Below are 23,005 nucleotides of genomic sequence, written 5' to 3'. Positions count from 1 at the left end.
GCCTTGCCCGATGAGCAATTTTTAAATAAAAACAGGGACGTTATCGTGTCACTGTCTTACACACCGGTAAGACAGCAGAGGCAGGCTTACCGGAAAAGGAAAATTCTCCATCGCGGGAGAGGGGTGGGTTCAGGGTCCATGTCGCCTCCGGTAAGTAAATAATTTGCGCCGCGGATTATACGCATAAATCCATAAGTTTTGTGGCAATTATGGCGGTATCATACCGTTACGTAATTAAACCAACGATAAACCAGACTTTGCCCATTGCCCTTCGCTTGAGTAAAGTTACTCTTTTTATCACCATCAGCGTCACGCCACGGGAAAACAGGATGCAAAACCGGCTCACTATCAAAGACATCGCCCGCCTGAGCGGCGTAGGGAAATCAACCGTTTCCCGCGTGCTTAACAATGAAAGCGGCGTAAGCGAACGTACCCGCGAGCGTGTCGAAGCGGTGATGAATCAACACGGTTTCTCTCCGTCCCGCTCCGCCCGCGCGATGCGGGGACAAAGCGATAAAGTGGTCGCTATTATCGTCACTCGCCTTGATTCGTTGTCTGAAAACCTCGCGGTTCAGACCATGCTGCCTGCGTTTTATGAACAGGGCTACGACCCTATTATGATGGAAAGTCAGTTCTCGCCGACGCTGGTAATGGAACATCTGGGCATGCTCAGACGACGTAACATTGATGGCGTGGTGCTGTTTGGCTTTACCGGCATCACAGAAGAGTTGATCGCCCCCTGGAAAGCCTCGCTGGTGCTGCTGGCAAGAGATGCGCAAGGTTTTGCCTCCGTCTGTTACGACGACGAGGGCGCGATTCATATCCTTATGCAGCGGCTGTATGAGCAGGGACACCGCAACATTAGCTTTCTGGGCGTTCCCCATAGCGATATTACCACCGGCAAACGTCGGCATGACGCATACCTGGCGTTTTGCAAAAAACATAAACTTCATCCCGTCGCCGCCCTGCCCGGTCTTGCCATGAAGCAGGGCTATGAGCATACGGCAAGCGTCATCATGCCGGATACCACCGCGTTAGTCTGCGCCACCGATACGCTGGCGTTGGGCGCCAGTAAGTATTTACAGGAGCAACGTATTGAGACGCTGCAACTGGCAAGCGTCGGGAACACGCCGCTGATAAAATTCCTGCACCCGGAGATCGTCACTGTCGATCCTGGCTATGCTGAAGCCGGACGGCAGGCGGCTTCGCAGCTGATCGAACAGATCAATGGCCGCTGCGATCCGCGCCGGATCGTCATTCCTTCTACCCTCGCCTGAGTGACTGATTAAACGGAATACCACGAGTAATTTGTGATCGTCGCTGCGTTTCGGGAACGTTCCCATTTTTAAATCAACGTTGAAGAGATACTCTTGCGCCAACCCATAACATACCTCCTCTGCCATGAGGTTTTACGATGAGCAAAGTAAAACAAGCCGATATCGACCGGCTGATTGACCTGGTCGGCGGGCGTGACAACATCGCCACGGTGAGCCACTGCATTACTCGCCTGCGCTTTGTGCTCCACCAGCCCGCGAACGCCAGGCCAAAAGAGATCGAACAATTACCGATGGTTAAAGGCTGTTTCACCAACGCCGGGCAGTTTCAGGTGGTGATCGGCACCGAAGTCGGCGATTACTATAACGCGCTGCTGGAGACCACCGGCAAAGCGTATGCCGATAAAGAGCAGGCCAAAAAAGCCGCTCGCCAGAACATGAAATGGCATGAGCAGTTAATTTCCCACTTCGCGGAGATCTTCTTTCCGCTACTACCGGCGTTGATCAGCGGCGGTTTGATCTTAGGCTTTCGTAACGTGATCGGCGATGTGCCGATGAGCAACGGCCAAACGCTGGCGCAGATGCATCCGGCGCTAAAAACGCTTTATGATTTTTTATGGTTGATCGGCGAAGCGATCTTTTTCTATCTGCCGGTGGGGATCTGCTGGTCGGCGGTGAAAAAAATGGGCGGCACGCCGATTCTTGGTATCGTGCTCGGCGTGACGCTGGTGTCGCCGCAGTTGATGAATGCGTATCTGCTGGGCCAGCAAACGCCGGACGTCTGGAACTTCGGCTTATTTAGCATTGAGAAAGTGGGCTACCAGGCGCAGGTTATCCCGGCGCTACTGGCAGGGCTGGCGCTTGGGTTTATTGAAACGCGGTTGAAACGCATCGTGCCGGATTATCTCTACCTGGTCGTCGTCCCGGTGTGTTCGTTGATACTGGCCGTCTTTCTCGCCCACACCTTTATCGGCCCCTTTGGTCGTATGATCGGCGACGGCGTGGCCTTTGCGGTACGTTATCTGATGACCGGCAGTTTCGCCCCGATAGGCGCGGCGCTGTTCGGCTTCCTGTATGCCCCGCTGGTCATTACCGGCGTCCACCAGACAACGCTCGCTATCGATATGCAGATGATCCAGAGCATGGGCGGTACGCCAGTCTGGCCGCTGATTGCGCTGTCGAATATCGCGCAGGCCTCCGCCGTGGTGGGCATCATCATCTCCAGCCGTAAACACAATGAACGCGAGATCTCCATTCCTGCCGCCATTTCCGCTTACCTTGGGGTAACCGAACCGGCGATGTACGGTATCAACCTGAAGTATCGTTTTCCGATGCTGTGCGCGATGATCGGATCTGGTCTGGCGGGACTGCTCTGCGGTCTGAACGGCGTCATCGCCAACGGTATCGGCGTGGGCGGCCTGCCGGGCATCCTGTCTATACCGCCGCGCTACTGGCAGGTGTACGGCATGGCGATGGTTATCGCGATCGTTATCCCGGTGATTCTGACCACCTTTATCTATCAGCGTAAGCATCGTCAGGGCACATTACAAATTGTCTAATACTTCTTCGGGGCGCAGTTGCGTCCCAACGCACTTGCAGGAAACAACAATGACTATTCCCCTCTGGTGGCAAAACGGCGTTATCTATCAGATCTACCCGAAAAGTTTTCAGGACACGACCGGCAGCGGCACCGGCGATTTACGCGGCGTCACGCAGCGCCTTGACTATCTACAGCGACTCGGCGTAGATGCCATCTGGCTCACGCCGTTTTATATCTCGCCGCAGGTGGATAACGGTTATGACGTCGCAAATTATACGGCTATCGACCCGACCTACGGCACGCTGGATGATTTTGACGAGCTGGTCGCGCAGGCGAAAGCACGCGGTATTCGCATCATCCTGGATATGGTGTTTAACCATACTTCTACCCAGCACGCCTGGTTTCGCGAAGCGCTGAACAAAGAGAGCCCATACCGTCAGTTTTATATCTGGCGCGATGGCACGCCGGATGTCTGCCCGAATAACTGGCAATCCAAATTCGGCGGCAGCGCCTGGCGCTGGCATAGCCAGAGCGAACAATATTATTTACACCTTTTCGCGCCTGAACAGGCCGACCTGAACTGGGAAAACCCCGCCGTACGCGCCGAGCTGAAAAAGGTCTGCGAATTCTGGGCCGATCGCGGCGTGGATGGCCTGCGTCTGGACGTGGTGAACCTGATCGCCAAAGATCAGGATTTTCCTGACGATCCGACGGGCGACGGACGCCGCTTTTATACCGACGGACCGCGCGCGCATACGTTTTTACGCGAAATGAACCGTGACGTTTTTACGCCGCGTAATCTGATGACGGTAGGCGAAATGTCCTCTACCACGCTGGAAAACTGCCAGCAATATGCCGCGCTTAGCGGCGACGAACTCTCGATGACCTTCAATTTTCATCATCTGAAGGTGGATTACCCCAATGGCGAAAAGTGGACGCTGGCAAAACCTGATTATGTGGCGCTGAAAGCGTTGTTCCGCCACTGGCAACAGGGGATGCATAACGTCGCCTGGAACGCCTTATTCTGGTGTAATCACGATCAGCCGCGCATCGTTTCCCGCTTTGGCGACGAGGGTGAATACCGGATTCCAGCCGCGAAAATGTTGGCGATGGCGCTGCACGGTATGCAAGGGACGCCTTATATCTATCAGGGCGAAGAAATCGGCATGACCAACCCACACTTTACCCGCATCACCGATTATCGCGACGTGGAAAGCCATAACATGTTTGCCGCGCTACGCGCCGCCGGACGCGACCCCGACGAACTACTGGCTATCCTGGCCAGTAAATCCCGCGACAACAGCCGCACGCCGATGCAGTGGGACCACGGTAAAAACGCCGGTTTCACCCAGGGCGAGCCGTGGATAAGCCTGTGCGATAACTATACGGAGGTTAATGTCGCGGCGGCATTACGCGATGAAAACTCGGTGTTTTACACCTATCAAAAGCTGATTGCGCTACGTAAAACCCAGCCTGTACTGATCTGGGGCGATTATCAGGATCTCCTCCCGGATAGCCCATCAGTATGGTGTTATCGCCGCCAGTGGCAGGGGCAAGCCCTGCTGGTTGTCGCCAATCTGAGCGACCAGTGCCAGGAGTGGCATCCGTCGCATATCAAAGGACAGTGGCAGGCGCTACTGCACAATTATGGCGAGGTCGCCAGCCAGCCAGCCGCGATGACGCTCCGCCCATTTGAAGCCATCTGGTGGTTACAACGCTAACGCGACGTCCTTATACGGATAAACGCCACAAACCTATTGACACGGGCTGTGGCGTTGCTCCAGGTTACTGTCTGTTTTTGTTGAATAATTAATCAGATTTTTCTTGCTATCTTTTACAAACGCTACAGCGCCCGCCATCTGTACGCTCTGATTTTTACCTTGTTCTACATCAATAAAATTGCAAACATCCTTGATGCAAATCACTACATATAGACTTTAAAATGCACGCCGACCCAATATGTTGTATTAATTGACTACAATTGCTACAACACCTGTTCACTCGACACAAGGTGAATTGTGGATAACCTGGGTCAGGATTGCGGGAAGTCGTTGGAAAAGAGATGAATAAACCTGTTATGGCTTCCCCGGCCTCTGTGGATAACCTGTTCTTACAAATATGGAGTGATCATGACACCGCATGTGATGAAACGAGATGGCTGTAAAGTGCCATTCAAATCAGAGCGCATTAAGGAAGCCATTCTACGTGCAGCTAAAGCAGCGGGAGTCGATGACGCAGATTACTGTGCCACCGTCGCAGAAGTCGTTAGCAGCCAAATGAACGCACGCAGTCAGGTGGATATTAACGAGATCCAAACTGCGGTTGAAAACCAACTGATGTCCGGCCCGTACAAACAGCTTGCCCGCGCCTACATCGAATACCGTCACGATCGCGACATTCAGCGTGAAAAGCGTGGTCGTCTGAACCAGGAAATTCGCGGCCTGGTAGAGCAAACTAACTCCGCGTTGCTCAATGAAAACGCCAACAAAGACAGTAAAGTCATTCCCACCCAGCGCGATTTGCTGGCCGGGATTGTCGCCAAACACTATGCCCGCCAGCACCTGTTGCCGCGTGACGTAGTACAAGCGCATGAGCGCGGCGATATCCACTATCACGATCTCGACTATTCGCCGTTCTTCCCGATGTTCAACTGTATGCTGATCGACCTGAAAGGCATGTTGACCCAGGGCTTTAAGATGGGTAACGCCGAGATCGAACCGCCAAAATCTATCTCTACCGCCACTGCCGTTACCGCGCAGATTATCGCTCAGGTCGCCAGCCATATTTATGGCGGCACCACCATTAACCGTATCGACGAAGTGCTGGCGCCGTTTGTCACCGAAAGTTACAACAAGCACCGCAAAACCGCCGATGAGTGGCAGATCCCGGATGCCGAAGGGTATGCGCGTTCTCGCACCGAAAAAGAGTGCTACGACGCCTTCCAGTCGCTGGAGTACGAAGTTAACACGCTGCACACCGCTAACGGCCAGACGCCTTTCGTGACCTTTGGTTTTGGCCTCGGCACCAGTTGGGAGTCGCGTCTGATCCAGGCGTCTATTTTGCGTAACCGTATCGCCGGTCTGGGTAAAAATCGCAAAACCGCCGTGTTCCCGAAACTGGTCTTCGCTATCCGCGACGGTTTGAACCACAAGTTTGGCGATCCGAACTACGACATTAAACAACTGGCGCTGGAGTGCGCGAGCAAGCGCATGTATCCGGACATCCTCAACTACGATCAGGTGGTCAAAGTCACCGGTTCGTTCAAAACGCCAATGGGCTGCCGCAGCTTCCTCGGCGTGTGGGAGAACGAAAACGGCGAGCAGATCCATGACGGGCGTAACAACCTGGGCGTGATTAGCCTTAACCTGCCGCGCATCGCGCTGGAAGCAAAAGGCGACGAAACCGCATTCTGGAAACTGCTGGATGAACGTCTGGCGCTGGCGCGGAAGGCGCTGATGACCCGTATCGCCCGCCTTGAAGGCGTGAAAGCCCGCGTCGCGCCTATCCTGTATATGGAAGGCGCCTGCGGCGTGCGGCTGAAAGCGGACGACGACGTGTCTGAAATCTTTAAAAATGGTCGTGCGTCCATCTCTCTGGGCTACATTGGTATCCATGAAACCATTAACGCGCTGTTCGGCGGCGAACACCTGTACGACAGCGAGCAACTTCGCGCTAAAGGCATCGCGATTGTGGAGCGTCTGCGCCAGGCCGTGGATCAGTGGAAAGAAGAGACCGGCTACGGCTTTAGCCTGTACAGCACGCCAAGTGAAAACCTCTGTGACCGCTTCTGCCGTCTGGATACCGCCGAGTTCGGCGTGGTGCCGGGCGTAACCGATAAAGGTTACTACACCAACAGCTTCCACCTCGACGTGGAGAAGAAGGTCAACCCGTACGACAAAATCGATTTCGAAGCGCCGTATCCGCCGCTGGCGAACGGGGGTTTCATTTGCTACGGCGAATACCCGAACATTCAGCACAACCTGAAAGCGCTGGAAGATGTCTGGGATTACAGCTATCAGCATGTACCCTATTACGGCACCAACACGCCGATCGATGAATGCTACGAGTGCGGCTTTACCGGCGAGTTCGAATGTACCAGTAAAGGTTTCACCTGCCCGAAATGCGGCAACCACGATGCCGCGCGCGTCTCGGTCACCCGCCGCGTGTGCGGTTATTTAGGCAGCCCGGACGCACGTCCGTTTAACGCCGGCAAACAAGAAGAAGTGAAGCGCCGCGTGAAGCATTTAGGCAATGGGCAGATCGGTTAATCCTCCGTTTGCAATGCGTAAATGCCGGATGGCGGTGTAAACACCTTATCCGGCCTACAACCGCTGGCTATAGTTCCAATTTCATGAGTTTCCTCTAAGCAGTTGGTGTTGTAGCAAGGCGGCAAACGAACGAATCCCAGGGAGCTTACATAAGTAAGTGACCTGGGTAAGTGAGAGCGGCCAACGCCGCTACAGCGCCAAATGCAACGAGGAAACATGAACTTTCACCAATACTATCCCGTCGACATCGTTAACGGCCCCGGTACCCGCTGCACCCTGTTTGTGTCAGGGTGCGTGCATGAATGCCCTGGCTGCTACAACAAAAGCACCTGGCGGCTCAATTCCGGCCAGCCGTTTACCAAAGAAATGGAAGATAAGATCATTGCCGATCTGAACGACACGCGCATTCACCGTCAGGGGATCTCGCTGTCGGGCGGCGATCCGCTGCATCCGCAAAACGTACCGGATATCCTGGCACTGGTACAACGCATCCACGCGGAGTGCCCGGGGAAAGATATCTGGGTGTGGACCGGCTACAAGCTCGATGAACTCAACGCCGCGCAAATGCAGGTAGTCGATCTCATCAACGTGCTGGTCGATGGCAAATTTGTGCAGGATCTGAAAGACCCGGCGCTTATCTGGCGCGGTAGCAGCAACCAGGTAGTGCATCATTTGCGTTGATCGCTAAAGCCGTTTGTTTGCATCGTGATAGACGGCTGAATGTTCTCGCTTGCCGACCGCAACAACAAACACAATCACAACGTCATCCCGAACCTGGTACACCAGACGATAACCGGACGATTTAAGCTTAATTTTATAGCAGTCAGGAAGACCGTTTAAACGGGCAGAGTCGATTCTGGGGTTCAATAGCACATCAGCCAACTTTTTCTTAAGTTGAGCCTTCACCGTATCGCCCAGCTTATGCCACTCTTTTAAGGCCCTCGGGTCGAATTCCAGTTCATAAGTCATCCAGACTAACCTTGATTCCCTTTTGCGGACTAGACAGCCTCTCCCGAACTGTCTGAATCAATGCATCTTCACTGTCGCTAAGAGTGACGGTTTTCACTGGCATGCGCCCCGTTTCCGCGACGTACTGGAACAGTAATCGCACGGCTTCCGTTGGAGTAATGTTCAGTTTTTCCAGCACGGCATAAGCCTCATTTTTGAGTTTGTCATCCAGACGGACGTTCAGCGTGGCCATTATGCCTCCAGGAAAATCGAATGTGTAATGCAGTTTAGCATTACATTCGCATTACATCGAATTCTGGATAACGCCTCTCAAAAACGACTCACGCACTCCATCGCGACCGTTTTAAATTGCGTAAAATTCTGACATGCGCAGAGGCGCGTCATGGCGCGTTCGCGCAGGAAAGTGACGAAAATATCGTAGATGGCCATCGCCTCTTCATATTCACTTTTGCTGATGGCGAGTAAAAAAATAACGTGCGCCGTTTCGTCACCCCAGACAATCCCCTGTGGCGCGAGCACCGTATAAACCACCGTTTTCTTCGCCAGCAGCCCCAGCGCGTGTGGCAAGGCAATCCCGTCGCCTAATAACGTACTGACGATAGCTTCACGTTCAATAACCGAATCGAGAAACGCCGCATCAACAAAGCCTTCCTCATGCAACTGATCGCACAGCGTTTTAAACAGAGTCTGTTGATCTATTTCCCCTTCCACAATGCGAAAATGCGAGGCATCGAAATATTTATCCAGCATCCACGGACGGGTTCTGTCCACCAGCACCAGCTTACCGATCTGCTCCAATTGATAGTCGGTAGGAAAGGGCGCGATCATGATGACCGGCTTATCTTTTTCGCCGATCCGCGCTGTGGAAATCACAAAATCCTCCACAATACTGTCCCGCGCCTCATAGTCGCGTAGCGTCAGAGTGCGGGCAATCTCAATCTGCGGATATTTCCGCGCCAGTACCGCTTCAATCATCCGCACCATCGCATTACCAGCATCGCACACCAGCAGTACCTGCGGCTGCCGCTGGTAGCCAATGTTGTAACTACGTTCCAGCCCAACGCCAATATGCAGCACCAGAAAACCGATTTCGTTTTCGCTAATGGTATACGGCGTGTATTTTCCCCAACTCGATATCGCCGCCAACGTCATATCCCATGCCATCGGATAGTGCTGCTTAATATTTTCCAGTAGTGGGTTGGGGATCATGATCTGGTAGCGCACGCGGGTGATCATCGTTTTGATGTGGGTCAGCAAGTCCGCGTGAAGCTGTTTATCATTCAACAGGTTATAGTTGTACTGGGTATTAATAAAATTGAGGATATAGCGCACCAGCGCCTCTTCATCATCGGCATTAATGGCGCTGGGGGCAATTTCCTGTACCTGGCGGGCGGCAATATGCACCTTCAGCCAGCTTACTTCCGGCTCCGACAGCGGCTTGTCGGCCAGCTGTTGTAGTAGCTCCGCAATCTCATGCGCCGCATGGCGCACCTTTTCATCGACCTCCTCTGCCACGCATTCCGATAACGGATACCCCTCGCGAATACGCCGTACCGCCACCGCGCAGTACAAACGCAGAAACAGCTCGCTCTCATCGGTCAGGCGGATTTGACAATGAGAGAAAATATCCGGCAAAAGAGACTGCAGCCGTTGAGACACCTCGGTGTTCAGCGTGGTACTAACAATTAACGGATGGGAGGGCTCCTGCTGCGCCAGCGTCCATAAAAGATCGGTCAGACAGGCGCGAATCGCCATCTCTCCGCCAAACAATTTCATGCCATGACGCGGACGCGTTTCCAGCGTCAGATGATAACGCTGCAAATGCTCGCGCACGTCCGCCATGTCGTTCTGCAGCGTCGCACGGCTGACAAACCATTCATCTGCTAAATCCTCCAGCTTCAGCGAGAAGGCGGAGGTTAAAAAACGCGCCAGCAAATAGTGTATCCGCTCCTGGCTGGTGCGCGGACCGCGCGCCAGGGCGGGAGATTGCTGCGTTTGCAGGGATTGATAACGTGCCGGATCATCAATTTTGAGCTGATACCCGTTGCCGCGGCTGAGAGTAAATTGCGCGCCATGCGGCGTCAGCAACATGTTCAGCGCGGCGATATCCGCCCGAACAGTACGCGTGGAGACCGACAACCGCTGCGCCAGCTCGTCCTGCGGCAGCGTCTCGTTTTGCAGCATCGCAAATAGCTGCGCTAAACGTTGGTTGGGGAATCGCACGTCTCTCTCCTCATGATTAGCCGACACGCGACCGGACGATAGCGAGTAACTGACGCACATCGTCCGCACGGGTGTTGCCGCTCACCTTATCAATAATCGAACTATAAATGTGAGGAATGATTTTGCTTACACCTGCATCAAGGGCGATGTACAGAATCTCGGCGAAGTTTTCCAGATCGATACCGCCCGTCGGTTCCAGCCAGAAATCATGGCGGGCGCAGGCGTCAGCCACCGCTTTATACTCGTCGCGACAGGTGAGTCCTCCCATCGGAAAGTATTTAACGGAGCTGCCGCCCATGTCTTTGAGTAGCGCAATCGCCGTTTCTATGGGTACGATGCCGTCCGGCGCGCGGCTGCTTAGCGGGCCGGTGGAAATTTTCACCAGCCCCGGCGTGCCGGTCGGCGAGACAAGACCGTTCACCACCGTCTCGTTTTGCCCCAGCAGCGCCCGGCTGGCCCCTACGCCGGTAAACACCTGGTTGACATGCTGCGGCTGTACCTGACGCGAGATTTCGCTCACCATCGCCGACTGGTTAGGATCGCCTGCCCCCAGTCCGACGGAGAGCGCATTGTCGATAAGCGCCGCATATTCACGCATATCCGCGACTGCGCTTGCCACATCCGGATAGTTTTTGGAGAGCACGCCAACCAGCACATGACCTTCCGCCGCCGCGTAGATTTCCCGGGCGTTATCTTTCGAACCGGCCAGTACGTTCAGGCAAACGCGATCGCGGTAAAAGTTAGGGGTCAGTTTCATGCTTTTTTCTCCTGATTAATCACCTCGCCAATACGACGCGCCACAATCGCTAACTGCGCGCGATCGACGCTGCGGACATCCGCTTCAATAATCCCTTCGTTGGCTTTGTATCCGCGAAAGTAAATCGCGTATTCCCCTTGCTTCAGCGCGTCGACCAGTTCGCCTGTGGCGATGCCAGTAACGGCTTCATCAAACTTAATTTCCGTGCGCGCGATGTCGCGTCCGGCGCTGTCCCACACCACGCGGGCGCTGACGCCGTTAAACGTGTTCAACGTGTCGATAAAGGGCGCCATTTTTTCTACCATCTCCGCGCCGCTCTCTTTTTGCGCCCGCAGGTACAATTCAATGGCGCAGGTCAGGCCAATAATTCCTTCTTTGCCGACCTTCATCGCCCGGCCAATGCCCGCTGACTGACGTTTTACCCACTCAACATACTGCGTTTTACCAATCACCAGCCCGCTGGTCGGCCCTTCAATCGCTTTCGCGCCGCTATAGATAACGAGATCTGCGCCCACGCGGTAGTAGCACTGCAAATCTTCTTCCGCCGCCGCGTCCACAATCAGCGGGAGATTATGCGTGCGCGCCACCACCGCAGCCTGCTCCACGCTGAGCATACTTTTCTGCACGCAGTGGTGAGATTTGATATAGAGAATAGCCGCCGTGCGCGGCGTAATGGCCGCCGCCAACTGCGCGGCGGAACATTCGTTGGCGTAACCGGCTTCCACCAGTTTGCCGCCGCCCAGCGCCACCATCGTTCCCACCGGCGCGCCAAAGTTGACGTTGTGGCCCTTTGGCAGGACGATTTCGTTATTTTCAATCGGTGTAACGTGCAGGTTTTCCAGCAGCCAGTCGCTGTCCTGAACCAGTACCGCGGCAACCGACTGGGCAAGACCCGCACTGGCGCAGGAGACTACCGTCGCCCCTTCCACCTCCAACAATTTCGCAATGTACTCGCCGGTTTTATTCACCAGATCTTTCATCTCGAAATACTGATTCATTCCGGCCATCGCTGCGTCTATCACTTCCGGGCGCGGCGTAGAGACGCCGAGCGCCGTCATACGTCCGGAGGCGTTAATCACCTGTTTTAATTGATACTTCTCAAAAATCGAAGGCATGTTCCGCGCTCCCTTGTTCGGTCATATAGCCCTTGCCTGCGCGTATCGCGGCAAGCGGCGTCAGCAATTCTTCAGCCTGTAAACTGTCGTTTTCCGCGTCTACCAACACGGTGGGCTGGCGTTTAAGCGTAAAGAGGGTCAGGTCGGCATCCAGACCTGGCTGAAGACGACCTTTGGTTTTCAGATTCAGGCTATCGGCGGCATTGGCCGTCACGCACGCAATGACCTGCGGCAGCGACATGCCGATGGCGAGGAATTTCGACATCACATTAGCCAGCGAATGCACCGGGCCATTGATGCGGTTACGGCAGTAGATATCGGAACTGATGGTATGCGGTAAAATCCCCAGGCTAATAGCGCGTTTCGCCACTGCAAAGCTCAGGCTGGCGGTACCATGTCCGACGTCCAGACGCACGCCGCGCGCCAGCGCTCGTGTCACCGAGGCGCGCAGCTCGCCTTCCGGCGTCAGAATACGGTTCGGCTTACCGTTGTAACAGTGGGTAATGATATCGCCCGCCGTCAGACGCTCCGCGATTTCGTCCAGATCCGGCGGGTTATTGCCAATATGCACCATCAGCGGCAGGTTGCCGTTTTCTTGCTGCATGGCTTTAGCGCGTTCCAGCGGCGTGATGCCGTTAACGCCTACCACGCTGCTGCTCATCCGCGCCTTGAGGCCGACGATAAAATCCGGATGGCGTTTTACCGCCTGCCGGACCGCATCGGCGTCAATATTGGCCATGTTAGCCAGCTCGTTTTGGGCAATAAGCCCGACGCGTGAAACATTCAGCAGCGCATAAACGTCGGTGGTCGCCTGACGCGTCAGAGCATAGAAATCATCAATATCATCTGCGCCAGTGCTACCGGCATCCACCACTGTGGTAACGCCAGTGGCAATACCCACGCTGTCCGGTTCGTCGTGGTAAATCGGCGATGTCGGGTAGCAGTGAACGTGCGAATCAATCCAACCCGCACTAACGTAACACTCGCCGCGCAGGTCAATGGTTTTCACCGCCGGACCATCAACGTCACCCAACGCCGCGATTTTGCCATCTTGCAGGGCAATATTAGTCAGCGTGTCATCGACCAGACGCGCATGGCGCAGGAGTAAATCAAACATCGCTCTCTCCTTTGCCGGATGGCGGCGCAACCGCCTTATCCGGCCTACAAATCAACAGTTAGCTAATCGCAATCGGGAAGATGGAACCGAGGATCATCGCGCCTAAAATCGCGCCGCCGGTAATCGGCTTCTGCCAGATATAAAACAGCAGCGCGCCCACCAGAGAGCCCAGACCAATGGGAATCGATGCCGTCATGGCGCTGAGGATAATCAACGGCCCCAGAAAACGGCCTGAAGTGTTACCGGCCCCCATCATGACGTCCGCCCCGTACGTAGAGTCGCTCTGATTGATGGTGAACTTACGCGCCAGAATAATGATGTAGCCAATCGCCAGGCCAATCACCAGACCGGTTATCAGCGAAGCGATAAAGTTCGCCACCGGGAAGACAAAGCCAGCCCCCAGCAATAACGCCGGAACCCCTAAGCCCACGCCGGTCTGAATTGCCCCACCGATATCCAGAATTCCGACCAGCGAACCTTCGATAATGCGGGCAAATAAAAAGCTGGCGCCGAAAGCGGCGACCGCGCCGTAGACGCCGGTATCCATCCCCGCTTTCAACATCGCCACAAAAGCGACTTCGTTAAATGCGCCGATACCGTACAGATAGTACATATGCGTCCCGGCGAAAACGCCGGAGGAGAGCAGGCCAACAAAGATCGGGAACGACCAGTCGGCATACCAAAAACCTTTATTCTCTTCCATTGTGGCCTCCGTTATTTGCCGCTGAGCGAGTTGTGGATCAGTTCAAGCCAGTTCGGTACCGTCATGTTGAAAGACTCGATCATTTTCATGTCGAAGCCGCGGAAGAAGCCGCTCAACACAAACAGCAAAACGATGGCGACCATCATCACTTTGGTGACATGGTTCCAGCCGCTCTCTTCTACGCCTTTACCGATCAAAATACCCAGCACCAGCCCCGGTACGGCGTTCCCCATGATGAGCTGCGCCGCGCCGCCGAAAACGGTGGCCCAGAAGCCCGATTTTTTACCAGCGTCGATCGCCGCTAACCAGAAGATCACAGGCATGACGATGTTGACCAGCAGGTTTGCCGCCGGTACCAGCACCTTAACCGCCGTCACCTGTAGCGCTTCTGGCACGGATGAGGCAGTCAGGTTAAGGAACGTCACGACGATCATGCCGATGACGGCGCAGGCGATCGCCATTTTTTTCGGGTCGTGCAGCGTCTCGCCGACGTTACGGTTTTTGATCATTAGCGCCGCCGCGCCCCAGTTAGGGATGATGCGGTGATCGACATCCTGGGTGAACGATCCGGCCGCCACAGACGAGGCCCAGGCGTTAAAGAAGAACCCCAGCCCAAAGGAGAAGTGAGATGCCGGGTCGCCTTCACAAGAGTTGAGTTCGCCCAACGTACGGAACGCGCCCATCCCCTGCGTGGTTGGCGCGTGAAACATGCGTGCAGCCCCAGCGCCCACCCCTACGCCGACCAGCGCGCCGATAATGAGCGATTTAATTAGTATTATCAGGAACATAACTATGCCTTTTTAATAAAAATCAGCGTTTCGCGACGAAATCCACCCTGTCGAGATTGATGGCGGTCACGTTGACGGTCACATCCAGCTCCACGCTGTAAGTGCGTCGTTCCCGGCGCAAAAAGAAAAACAGAAAGGCCTCTTTACGCACCGACTCATGCGCCTGAACAATCCGCACATCCTGTGGCTCAATACGCAGTAAGATATACGGCGACTCTCTCATCACCGCCGACTGAACATGGTTCAGCGCATCGGCAAAGGCGCGTGCTTTGGCGTCGCCCTTGCCTTTTACTCTCACCGTGGTGGTGAATTGCTCTTTCATCATCAGGCGCCGTATTTCTTTTGCCACGCCTGCACCAGGCGCTCGCCGAGCTCTTCTTTATCCATAAAGCCGAAACCCAACACGTTGCAGCCTTCATTAATAGCGGTGACGCCTTCATCCACTGACCGCATGCCATATTTGGCTTTGTAGCCATGCTTGTTTTGCGCGGTGATAGCGCCCGCGCCGCCGCTGCCGCAAAATGAAATGCCGAAGGTGGCGTTTTCCGCTTTCATCACATCGCCCAGCTTCATGTCTGCCGCGACGCCCGGTACGACGACCGCGCGACCGCCCGCTTTTTCCACGCCTGCCGCCACTTTCTGGCCTTTACCCAGGCGATCGCCAATCACGACGGTAATCTGTTCCATTTTTTGCTCCTTAGAGGTTGTCTTTCGCGACTTCAAAATGTACCGATAATAGCCAGGCTTCTTCGTCAGGAAGGTTGCCAAACGCCGCCACGATTTCGCGGGCGAGCGCCATTGATTCGGCTGAGATTTCATCAAACAAGCTGGCATCGACTTCCGGTAAAGGCTCGCCGGTAATTGACCGGTGCGCCATCGCGCGAACGTGCGAGGTCAGCATTTGCGTCTGTACCGCATTGGGGACAATGTGATGTCGCCCCAGCAGGCCATCCACCTGCGTTAACACCTGTTCAGCCAGTTCGTTAATTCGCTCACCGGCATCGTGTTTTACTGCTCCGTTATCCACGCGTCTCACCCCGTTAATGGCAATGAGATAAAACTAGCGGCAAGGGTTAAAAGTTTGTAGCGAGTTATTTTCCACCTCGAAGTGGAAACGCGAGTGGGATAGGTGATCTGCGCCACAGAAAAGGCGGCATTAATGAATTATCGCCGGGAAAGTGTGAGATCTATCGCGGCATAAAGAGGAAATGGCGAAACAATGACGTTGTCGTATAAAGTGAGAAAGTGTGATGGGTATTACATTTTGCCGGATGGCGACCTACGGATAAAGCGAAGCCGCCATCCCACAAAAATTAACGATACTTTTTATGATACGTATTGCGGGTGGTTTTTAGCGCTTCCGCCGCCGCTTTCGCTTCTTTAACGTTACCTTCGTTCGCCAGCTTCAGCGCGCCATCAATTTGGCCGACCAGAATGTCAAAACCGTGACGAAAATCCTTCATTTCCGGGCTATCCGGCGCTTTATCTTCCAGCTTTGGCGGCGTAGCTTTTTGAGCATCCAGCGCGGCCGCGCGCATTTTGGTTAATGCCGCTTTCAGTTCAGGGGCACTATCCGTTTTCTCAACAACTTTCAGGTTATCATTGAGAATATCCATATTATCTTCAAGATCGGCAGCAAAAACAGCCGAACCGAATACCAGCGATGACACAGCAAGAATAGCTAACAGGCTTTTACGCATTGCTCACTTCCTTTTTTATTATTAACGATAAGTGTAATACCCTGAATAATTCGAGTTGCAGGCAGCCAATGCGCCTGCAGCCTGAAGTATGACGGGTATTATTGTCCGGCGATTTTCATCTCCGGTAACAATACCGAACCACACTGTATATTACTGCGCGTTTCAATATCATCACCCACGGTGACAATATTACGCCACATCTCTTTTAAATTACCGGCAATGGTAATTTCACTTACCGGGTACTGGATTTCACCATTTTCAACCCAGAATCCCGCAGCGCCGCGGGAGTAGTCGCCGGTAATACCGCTGACGCCCTGGCCCATCAGTTCCGTCACCACCAGGCCGGTGCCCATCTCTTTTAGCAACTGCTCAAAGTTCAGCCCCTGCCCGGCGATACGCCAGTTATGAATGCCGCCGGCATGACCGGTACTTTTCAGCCCCAGTTTGCGGGCGGAATAGTTGGTCAGCAACCATTGCGTCAGTACGCCATCCTTCACAATGTCCCGGCGCTCTGTACGCACGCCTTCGCTGTCGAACGGCGAAGACGCCAGCCCTTTTAGCAGATGCGGGTGTTCTTCGATGGTTAACCATTCCGGCAGAATTTGTTTGCCCAGCGAGTCGAGCAGAAAAGTGGATTTACGGTATACCGCGCCGCCGGCAATCGCCCCGACCAGATGACCAAATAGCCCTGTCGCCACTTCATTGGCGAAAATGACCGGCGCTTTCATGGTGGAGAGCTTGCGCGGCGACAGGCGGGATAAGGTGCGGCGCGCGCACTCGGCCCCGACCCATTCCGGCGCTTGCAGATCCGCCATTGCCCGACCGATGGTGTAAGCGTAATCACGCTCCATGTCGCCGTTCTCTTCAGCGATGACGCAGCTTGAGAGCGAATGGCGCGTGGAGCAATATCCCTGCAACATGCCGTGACTGTTGCCGAACACTTTAATGCCGTAATGGCTGTTAAAGCTCCCGCCTTCGGTATTGGTGATGCGTTTATCCGCCTTTAGAGAAGCCTGTTCCGCACGCGCGGCCAGTTCAATGGCTTCGTCTGGCGTAACCTCTGCCGGGTGGAACAAGTCCAGATCCGGCGCGTCAAACGCCAGCAGTTCTTTGTCCGCCACGCCTGCGCACGGGTCCGGCGACGTGTAACGCGCGATATCCAGCGCGGCCTGCACGGTACGGGCAATCGCCTGCGGGCTTAAATCCGTCGAAGAGGCGCTGCCTTTGCGGTTCTGGTGATACACCGTAATGCCCAGCGCGCCGTCGCTATTAAATTCGACATTCTCTACTTCACCATAACGGGTGCTGACGCTAATGCCGGTGGTCTTGCTGACGGCGACTTCCGCCCCATCCGATTTGCCTGAGGCTAACTCCAGCGCTGTCGAAACTGCTTCTTCCAGAATCTTACGCTGCGCTTCAACTTGTGAGATTACTTTCATTGCAAATGCCATAATGTAGAGAGAGTTTCTCTGAAGTCTAACAGAGAACCGTTTTTCAGTGCGCATCTTAACTGGTAACATTAGCCTCTTTTTTTAAGGAGCCTGACATGACAAAGCAGCCCGAAGACTGGCTCGACGACGTTCCCGGTGATGACATCGAAGACGAAGACGATGAAATTATCTGGGTCAGTAAAAGTGAAATTAAACGCGATGCCGAGGAATTAAAACGCCTGGGCGCGGAACTGGTGGATCTGGGGAAAAACGCGCTGGATAAGATCCCGCTGGACGCCGATCTGCGCGACGCCATTGAACTGGCCCAGCGTATCAAAATGGAAGGACGCCGCCGCCAGTTGCAGCTTATCGGAAAAATGCTGCGCCAACGCGACGTTGAACCTATTCGCCAGGCGCTGGACAAGCTGAAGAACCGCCATAATCAGCAGGTGGTGCTGTTTCACAAGCTTGAGCATCTGCGCGATCGTCTGATCGTCGAAGGCGATGACGCGGTAGCCGAAGTACTGACCCTGTGGCCGCACGCCGATCGTCAACAGCTTCGTTCATTGATCCGCAATGCGAAGAAAGAGAAAGAAGGCAACAAACCGCCGAAATCAGCGCGTCAGATTTTCCAGTATCTGCGCGAGCTGGCGGAAAACGAAGGGTAATTGCCGCAAATGACCGCGCCAGCCTGTGGCGCGGTACAGGCAAATTCACCCGTTTTTAACGTCCGAGTAGCTCCCGCTCGATCCGCTCGCGCGTTTCCACCGCCTGAACACTCATTTTTTCAGGATAACCAAACAGCGACGTGGTGATAATTGCCTCACCGCCCACCTTAAACGTGCGGTTTGCAAAATCCATTTCACGCAGCGCCTGGAATAGCGCGTCAAAATCGACCTCACCTTCTCCCAGCCCGATGTGCTGATGAATCGTCGCATTCACGCCAGGCGGGTTCATGATATAGCGGCAGGGAAGCGTGTGGTTGTGCGTATCGGCCAGCAGAACATGCGAAAGATCGGCCCCGGCATAGTTCAGCATCCTTGCGACGTCGCCCTGCCCTTTATCGTAAAAGAAGCCATGCGGTGCGCTGTATAGATAGGTCACGTTATCACTACGCAAAGACTGCACCATGTCGACCGTCTCATCGTTCAGTTCACAGAAATCCCAGGGGTGAGACTGAATTTCGATTCGAATTCCCTCTCGTTCCACGATCGGCAGCAGTTCCTCCATGGAGCGATACCACATCTCTTCACAAATCTCCGGCTCATCCGGCGTCCCGGAAAGCTCGGTATTAATCACCTGTACGCCCATATCAACGGCAATCTCAATCATCCGCTTCCAGTTGGTTACCGCGGCGCGCCGACGCTCTTCATCGGGGCCGGACCAACGATAAACCACAATAAATGACGAGATTTCCACACCGTAGTTCTGCAAGGCGCGTTTATACTCCTGCATGGTATCGCGACCAGCTTTAGGGTGTTTATAAAACGGATTAATACGCGGGTGCGGCGACTGCTCAATATATTTATACCCCCACTCGGAAACCTGCCGTACCATTTGGGTAATGGGTAAATGTTTAATAACATCGACATCAAAAGCAATTTTCATTGTAAATACCACGCTGCGGAAACTGAAAACGGTCACCTGGAAATTAGCTGTATCATTGCAACAGCAATGACACGCTGCGATTAATTTGTTCCTCTATTTCCGCCTCACTCCAGGAAGCCAACTGGGAAGAAAAAGGTTCAAAAGCGTAAATACCGCGATATCCCATATTTTCCAGACGCTGCACCTGCTGGTAATTCTGCATTACATCCTTTTCACTCAGCATAATACGCTGCTCATCAGCCAATGCTTCCGTTGGTCGGGTGTCTTCCACACCGGACAAATGCACCAACCCGATAGCAGAAATATCAATGCGCGACGCAAACTCCTTTTCGGCCTCTTCGTACAGATGATGATGGAAGGTATCCAGCAAAACCTTAAAGGGGGAACCTGCTTCCCGGATCAGTTGCTGAGCCCAGACGGCAGAACGCAGCGAACTTACGCGGAATCCCAAAGGTTCAACCAGCCCCTGAATATCATACCGGGCAAAGAGATCGCTCAGTCGTTTTATTGCCTCAACCGTAACCTCCGGCGGCACAATCGTTCCGTCATTCAGCGGACAAAGAACTAATGCCCGCGCGCCGACTCCCTGCGCGTCTCGTAATAATCCTTCCGTTTTTTTTACGACCTCCTCGGTCAGTTGGTTGAAGGGATAGACCGCATTAATTGTGACAATTTCAAGTCCATACTTTTCTGCCAGGTTACGCACCTGATTATAATTCAAGTCATCAGTAACGCTGCCGCTTAGCATATCATTACGCAATTCCACTTTATTAAACTCAAGACGTTTAACCAGTCGAAAGAATGCTTCTATGCTTAGACCCGGTGCAATTTTCCGGTTAATACAAAACCGTGTTTTCTCGATATTCATTATTTTCTCCCTGAACGTATATGAGTGGGTAAATAACCGTAATCCGTTAGTACAATTTAACGTAGGGTGAAAAAACCGGCTTTATCAATCTTGATAAAAACCGGTTTAATTTAGTGATGAACATCACAGGCTATAAGGGATTTTTGAAGAATATTTGAAGCTATTTTTCGCCAGGCACTTTAAGAAACTGCACCAGGATGCCGCTGAATAAATAGAGCCCCGCCATAGTATACATCACCACGCCGGTGCCGAACCCTGCCAGAACAGAGACCAGCGCTGGCCCAACAAAATTTCCCAAGCCGGAGCCAAAGTTCACGGCCGAGTTCGCCGCCCCCTTCTTATCCGGCGCCATCATCGGCACCAGCGGCGTCATTGGCACAAAGCCAGCCAGCCCGGCTCCCCACAAACACATCGCCAGCATAAAGGCGACATAGTTATGCCCCCATATCATCGGCACCCAGTAAACAATCAGCGTAGCGACACCGGTCAGGATGCTGCCAAAAATCTGGATGGTTCGGCGAAAACCAATTTTATCGCCCATCCAGCCAAAGATAATGTTGAAGACCTGGTTAGAGATAAAGGTAATCCCCCAAATACTCGCCCATTCCTCAAGCGTAAAGTGCTTATCCAGCAGAAACAGAGGTAATACGACAACAAAACCATAGGTGCCAAGACCGTTAATAGTTTTGACAATCACCGCCAGACCGATCCGTGGCCGTTCATACATAATGGAGATACCCGCAGATAACTCTTTGAAGACCGGCGTCGTTCGCGGTTTCAGAATGAATTCATTGCGTTCCAGCACCAGCATGAAGAGAACCCCCAGCAGCGCAACGCCCATCCCGGCCCACATCACGTTGATATGCCCCAACGCAGGAATTAACGACGCCGCCACCACCGGCCCAATGATGGTAAAACCAAGGTTATAGACTACCCAAAATAGCGAGGTGCCGATCCCTTGCTGGTGATTATCCAACTGGATGGTCAGGCGTACCAGGAAGGAGTAACAGACCAGCGGATACCCCACGCCACGCAGCATATAGGTCACGAGAATGGCACCAAAATCATGGCTGGGTAGCGCAAAGTTCAGAAACGCGACGGAAGCCAGAAGATAGACGATAAAACCGGTAACCATCACCTTTTTAGGACCAAAAACGTCCACACAGACGCCGGATAGCCAGGAGGTGATCGCGACCACAATCCCATATCCGGCAAAAATCTGCCCGATATGCGCCTGATCAAATCCCTGCGTATTTAACCAGGCAGATAACCAGCTGTTCTCAATACAGCCGCCCAACATAAATAAAAATGTTCCCAGGTAGCTCCAGATAAACTTACCTGGTTTTATATAAAATGTCTGGGGCAGCGTTGCCTGCATTTCTTTCATTTTATTACCCTCGGTATAGAAAAGCTCTCACACTTTTCAGTGCGAGAGTTTATTCATTATTAACAGATGCAGTTAAAGATAAATATCGCTTGTTATTTTCACCGGCAGCCCGCTTTTTAATGATTGCTGCGCGGCAATAGCGATACGCTGGGCCAATAATGCGTCTTCGCCGGTACAGACAACCGGCGTATGATGCAGGACTGAATCAATAAAGTGTAATATTTCCGTTCGGTAAGCTTCGCGATAACGGACCGTGAAATCAGGAAGGGGATTTTTCATTATGCAGTGCTGGCTGTTGAAAACTTTCACCGTCGATTCACTAACGTTATCCGCATACGCCATCCCTTCTGAGCCAAAAACCTCCACCCGTTGGTCATAGCCATATACCGCCCGACGGCTGTTATCAATGAGCGCGTAGCCGCCGTTTCTGAAAGTCAGCATCACCGCAAGCGTATCAACATCATCAATATTTTTCAGGCTGGGATCAATCAGCGTATTGCCCTTAACATAGACTTCGCTGACTTCATCCTGCATCATAAAACGAGCCATATCAAAGTCATGCATGGTGAAGTCAAAAATCAGACCGCCAATACGTTTGATCAGATCATGGGGTAGCAGGTCCGGATCGCGGGAGGTGATTTTTATCATCTGGGGCCGACCAATCTTGCCGCTGCGCACCAGCTCAAAGACCTCGTGAAACTGAGGATCAAAACGGCGATTAAAGGCAACCTGCAGCGTCACCCCCTTCTCTTTCACTTTTCTCAGCACCGCCATTGAGGCCTGCTCATCTTCATTCATGCTGAGCGGTTTTTCACAAAAAATGTGCTTCCCCGCCTGCGCTGCCGCCGTGACGATCTCTTCGTGCATATCCGTTGAGGTGAAAATAAAAACTGCCTCTATATCATCACGCTGTAAAAGTTCCTGATAATTTTTATACCCTGAAGTTATATTTACCGAATAAAGCCAATCGCTCATCTCCTCAATAAAATAATCGGCGGCGCAGATAATATCTAATTGAGGCAGTAAATACATATTCTCAACATGCATTTTACCTACCCGACCGAGGCCAATAACACCACATCGAAGCTTTTTCATTCGTACCTCTTAATCTCATGAATAGTAAATTTAAAACCGCAAAAGAAAAGCATCCGTAATTCTGCAAAAAACGGATCGTTTTATTTTGCCGTTCTGAAAAGCAAACAATGCGTTGACGCTGTATCGTTCAGGTTGCAGAACAATAACCACACTTCTGCAACCT

Annotated in this window: 24 protein-coding genes; 6 read left to right on the top strand and 18 right to left on the bottom strand. The window is 53.2% G+C overall.

Annotated features, from left to right (window positions below; all coding sequences use genetic code 11):
- Nucleotides 1–86: 86 nt before the first annotated feature.
- Nucleotides 87–140 (bottom strand): mgtA regulatory leader peptide MgtL, encoded by a 54-nt coding sequence (gene mgtL / locus ABVM99_RS08965; RefSeq protein ID WP_099374030.1) that lies wholly within the window; start codon nt 138–140, stop codon nt 87–89.
- Nucleotides 141–329: 189 nt separating this feature from the next.
- Here mgtL and treR point away from each other — a divergent pair, with 189 nt between their 5' ends.
- The 5 genes from treR (at nt 330) to nrdG (ending at nt 7,763) form a co-directional block, all read left to right on the top strand.
- Nucleotides 330–1,277, top strand: a complete 948-nt coding sequence (gene treR / locus ABVM99_RS08960) for a trehalose operon repressor TreR (RefSeq protein WP_001181297.1) — start codon at nt 330–332, stop codon at nt 1,275–1,277.
- Between the two features lie 137 nt (nt 1,278–1,414).
- A complete protein-coding gene (treB, locus tag ABVM99_RS08955; RefSeq protein WP_023194702.1) occupies nt 1,415–2,833 on the top strand; it encodes a PTS trehalose transporter subunit IIBC in 1,419 nt (472 codons plus the stop codon).
- Between the two features lie 49 nt (nt 2,834–2,882).
- Nucleotides 2,883–4,535, top strand: a complete 1,653-nt coding sequence (gene treC / locus ABVM99_RS08950; protein WP_023194701.1) for an alpha,alpha-phosphotrehalase — start codon at nt 2,883–2,885, stop codon at nt 4,533–4,535.
- Between the two features lie 408 nt (nt 4,536–4,943).
- Nucleotides 4,944–7,082 carry an anaerobic ribonucleoside-triphosphate reductase gene (gene nrdD, locus ABVM99_RS08945; protein ID WP_000187821.1) on the top strand — a complete coding sequence of 713 codons (2,139 nt, stop codon included), beginning with the start codon at nt 4,944–4,946 and terminating at the stop codon, nt 7,080–7,082.
- A 216-nt stretch (nt 7,083–7,298) separates the two neighbouring features.
- Nucleotides 7,299–7,763: an anaerobic ribonucleoside-triphosphate reductase-activating protein gene (gene nrdG, locus ABVM99_RS08940; RefSeq protein WP_001009173.1), complete on the top strand. Its 465-nt coding sequence runs from the start codon at nt 7,299–7,301 to the stop codon at nt 7,761–7,763.
- Nucleotides 7,764–7,766: 3 nt separating this feature from the next.
- Here nrdG and ABVM99_RS08935 read toward each other — a convergent pair whose 3' ends face one another.
- From ABVM99_RS08935 to pmbA, 13 genes are all read right to left on the bottom strand, one after another.
- Nucleotides 7,767–8,051: a type II toxin-antitoxin system RelE/ParE family toxin gene (locus ABVM99_RS08935; RefSeq protein ID WP_000220578.1), complete on the bottom strand. Its 285-nt coding sequence runs from the start codon at nt 8,049–8,051 to the stop codon at nt 7,767–7,769.
- The gene (locus ABVM99_RS08930; RefSeq protein WP_000212724.1) at nt 8,041–8,283 is read right to left on the bottom strand and encodes a type II toxin-antitoxin system RelB/DinJ family antitoxin; all 243 of its coding nucleotides are present in this window, start codon (nt 8,281–8,283) and stop codon (nt 8,041–8,043) included. The genes ABVM99_RS08935 and ABVM99_RS08930 overlap by 11 nt, the downstream gene beginning before the upstream one ends.
- A 77-nt stretch (nt 8,284–8,360) precedes the next feature.
- Nucleotides 8,361–10,274: a BglG family transcription antiterminator gene (locus ABVM99_RS08925; protein ID WP_023194700.1), complete on the bottom strand. Its 1,914-nt coding sequence runs from the start codon at nt 10,272–10,274 to the stop codon at nt 8,361–8,363.
- Between the two features lie 16 nt (nt 10,275–10,290).
- Nucleotides 10,291–11,031 (bottom strand): KDGP aldolase family protein, encoded by a 741-nt coding sequence (locus ABVM99_RS08920; protein ID WP_023194699.1) that lies wholly within the window; start codon nt 11,029–11,031, stop codon nt 10,291–10,293.
- Nucleotides 11,028–12,146, bottom strand: a complete 1,119-nt coding sequence (locus tag ABVM99_RS08915) for a DgaE family pyridoxal phosphate-dependent ammonia lyase (protein WP_001139174.1) — start codon at nt 12,144–12,146, stop codon at nt 11,028–11,030. The genes ABVM99_RS08920 and ABVM99_RS08915 overlap by 4 nt, the downstream gene beginning before the upstream one ends.
- Nucleotides 12,130–13,263, bottom strand: a complete 1,134-nt coding sequence (locus ABVM99_RS08910) for an amidohydrolase/deacetylase family metallohydrolase (protein WP_023194698.1) — start codon at nt 13,261–13,263, stop codon at nt 12,130–12,132. The genes ABVM99_RS08915 and ABVM99_RS08910 overlap by 17 nt, the downstream gene beginning before the upstream one ends.
- A gap of 58 nt (nt 13,264–13,321) precedes the next feature.
- Nucleotides 13,322–13,966: a DUF4310 family protein gene (locus ABVM99_RS08905; protein ID WP_000392127.1), complete on the bottom strand. Its 645-nt coding sequence runs from the start codon at nt 13,964–13,966 to the stop codon at nt 13,322–13,324.
- 11 nt (nt 13,967–13,977) lie between these two features.
- Nucleotides 13,978–14,754 carry a DUF4311 domain-containing protein gene (locus ABVM99_RS08900; protein WP_000478578.1) on the bottom strand — a complete coding sequence of 259 codons (777 nt, stop codon included), beginning with the start codon at nt 14,752–14,754 and terminating at the stop codon, nt 13,978–13,980.
- Between the two features lie 22 nt (nt 14,755–14,776).
- Nucleotides 14,777–15,079, bottom strand: a complete 303-nt coding sequence (locus ABVM99_RS08895) for a DUF4312 family protein (RefSeq protein WP_000975187.1) — start codon at nt 15,077–15,079, stop codon at nt 14,777–14,779.
- The gene (locus ABVM99_RS08890) at nt 15,079–15,441 is read right to left on the bottom strand and encodes an SFCGS family glycine-rich protein (RefSeq protein ID WP_000435389.1); all 363 of its coding nucleotides are present in this window, start codon (nt 15,439–15,441) and stop codon (nt 15,079–15,081) included. The genes ABVM99_RS08895 and ABVM99_RS08890 overlap by 1 nt, the downstream gene beginning before the upstream one ends.
- A 10-nt stretch (nt 15,442–15,451) precedes the next feature.
- Nucleotides 15,452–15,790, bottom strand: a complete 339-nt coding sequence (locus ABVM99_RS08885; protein ID WP_001255103.1) for a glycine dehydrogenase — start codon at nt 15,788–15,790, stop codon at nt 15,452–15,454.
- Nucleotides 15,791–16,067: 277 nt separating this feature from the next.
- Entirely contained in the window at nt 16,068–16,454 is a 387-nt protein-coding gene (gene cybC / locus ABVM99_RS08880; RefSeq protein WP_001232231.1) for a cytochrome b562, read from the bottom strand.
- A gap of 98 nt (nt 16,455–16,552) precedes the next feature.
- Nucleotides 16,553–17,905 (bottom strand): metalloprotease PmbA, encoded by a 1,353-nt coding sequence (pmbA, locus tag ABVM99_RS08875; RefSeq protein ID WP_000852994.1) that lies wholly within the window; start codon nt 17,903–17,905, stop codon nt 16,553–16,555.
- 95 nt (nt 17,906–18,000) lie between these two features.
- Between pmbA and yjgA the strand changes: the two genes are divergently transcribed.
- Nucleotides 18,001–18,552 carry a ribosome biogenesis factor YjgA gene (gene yjgA / locus ABVM99_RS08870; RefSeq protein WP_000166287.1) on the top strand — a complete coding sequence of 184 codons (552 nt, stop codon included), beginning with the start codon at nt 18,001–18,003 and terminating at the stop codon, nt 18,550–18,552.
- A gap of 55 nt (nt 18,553–18,607) precedes the next feature.
- On the opposite strand, the gene iolH is transcribed toward yjgA, so the two are convergent.
- From iolH to iolG2, 4 genes are all read right to left on the bottom strand, one after another.
- A complete protein-coding gene (gene iolH / locus ABVM99_RS08865) occupies nt 18,608–19,492 on the bottom strand; it encodes a sugar phosphate isomerase/epimerase IolH (RefSeq protein ID WP_000683955.1) in 885 nt (294 codons plus the stop codon).
- A gap of 52 nt (nt 19,493–19,544) precedes the next feature.
- Nucleotides 19,545–20,360 (bottom strand): 2-keto-myo-inositol isomerase IolI2, encoded by an 816-nt coding sequence (iolI2, locus tag ABVM99_RS08860; protein ID WP_023194697.1) that lies wholly within the window; start codon nt 20,358–20,360, stop codon nt 19,545–19,547.
- Between the two features lie 160 nt (nt 20,361–20,520).
- The gene (locus ABVM99_RS08855) at nt 20,521–21,747 is read right to left on the bottom strand and encodes an MFS transporter (RefSeq protein WP_000661780.1); all 1,227 of its coding nucleotides are present in this window, start codon (nt 21,745–21,747) and stop codon (nt 20,521–20,523) included.
- Nucleotides 21,748–21,819: 72 nt separating this feature from the next.
- Nucleotides 21,820–22,842: a D-chiro-inositol-2-dehydrogenase IolG2 gene (gene iolG2 / locus ABVM99_RS08850; RefSeq protein WP_000736098.1), complete on the bottom strand. Its 1,023-nt coding sequence runs from the start codon at nt 22,840–22,842 to the stop codon at nt 21,820–21,822.
- Nucleotides 22,843–23,005 lie beyond the last annotated feature (163 nt).

Source organism: Salmonella sp. SJTUF15591 (genome assembly GCF_043356435.1).
GTDB lineage: Bacteria > Pseudomonadota > Gammaproteobacteria > Enterobacterales > Enterobacteriaceae > Salmonella > Salmonella enterica.
The sequence above is the reverse complement of the archived record's forward strand: the minus strand, read 5'-3'. Positions and strand labels throughout refer to the sequence as shown.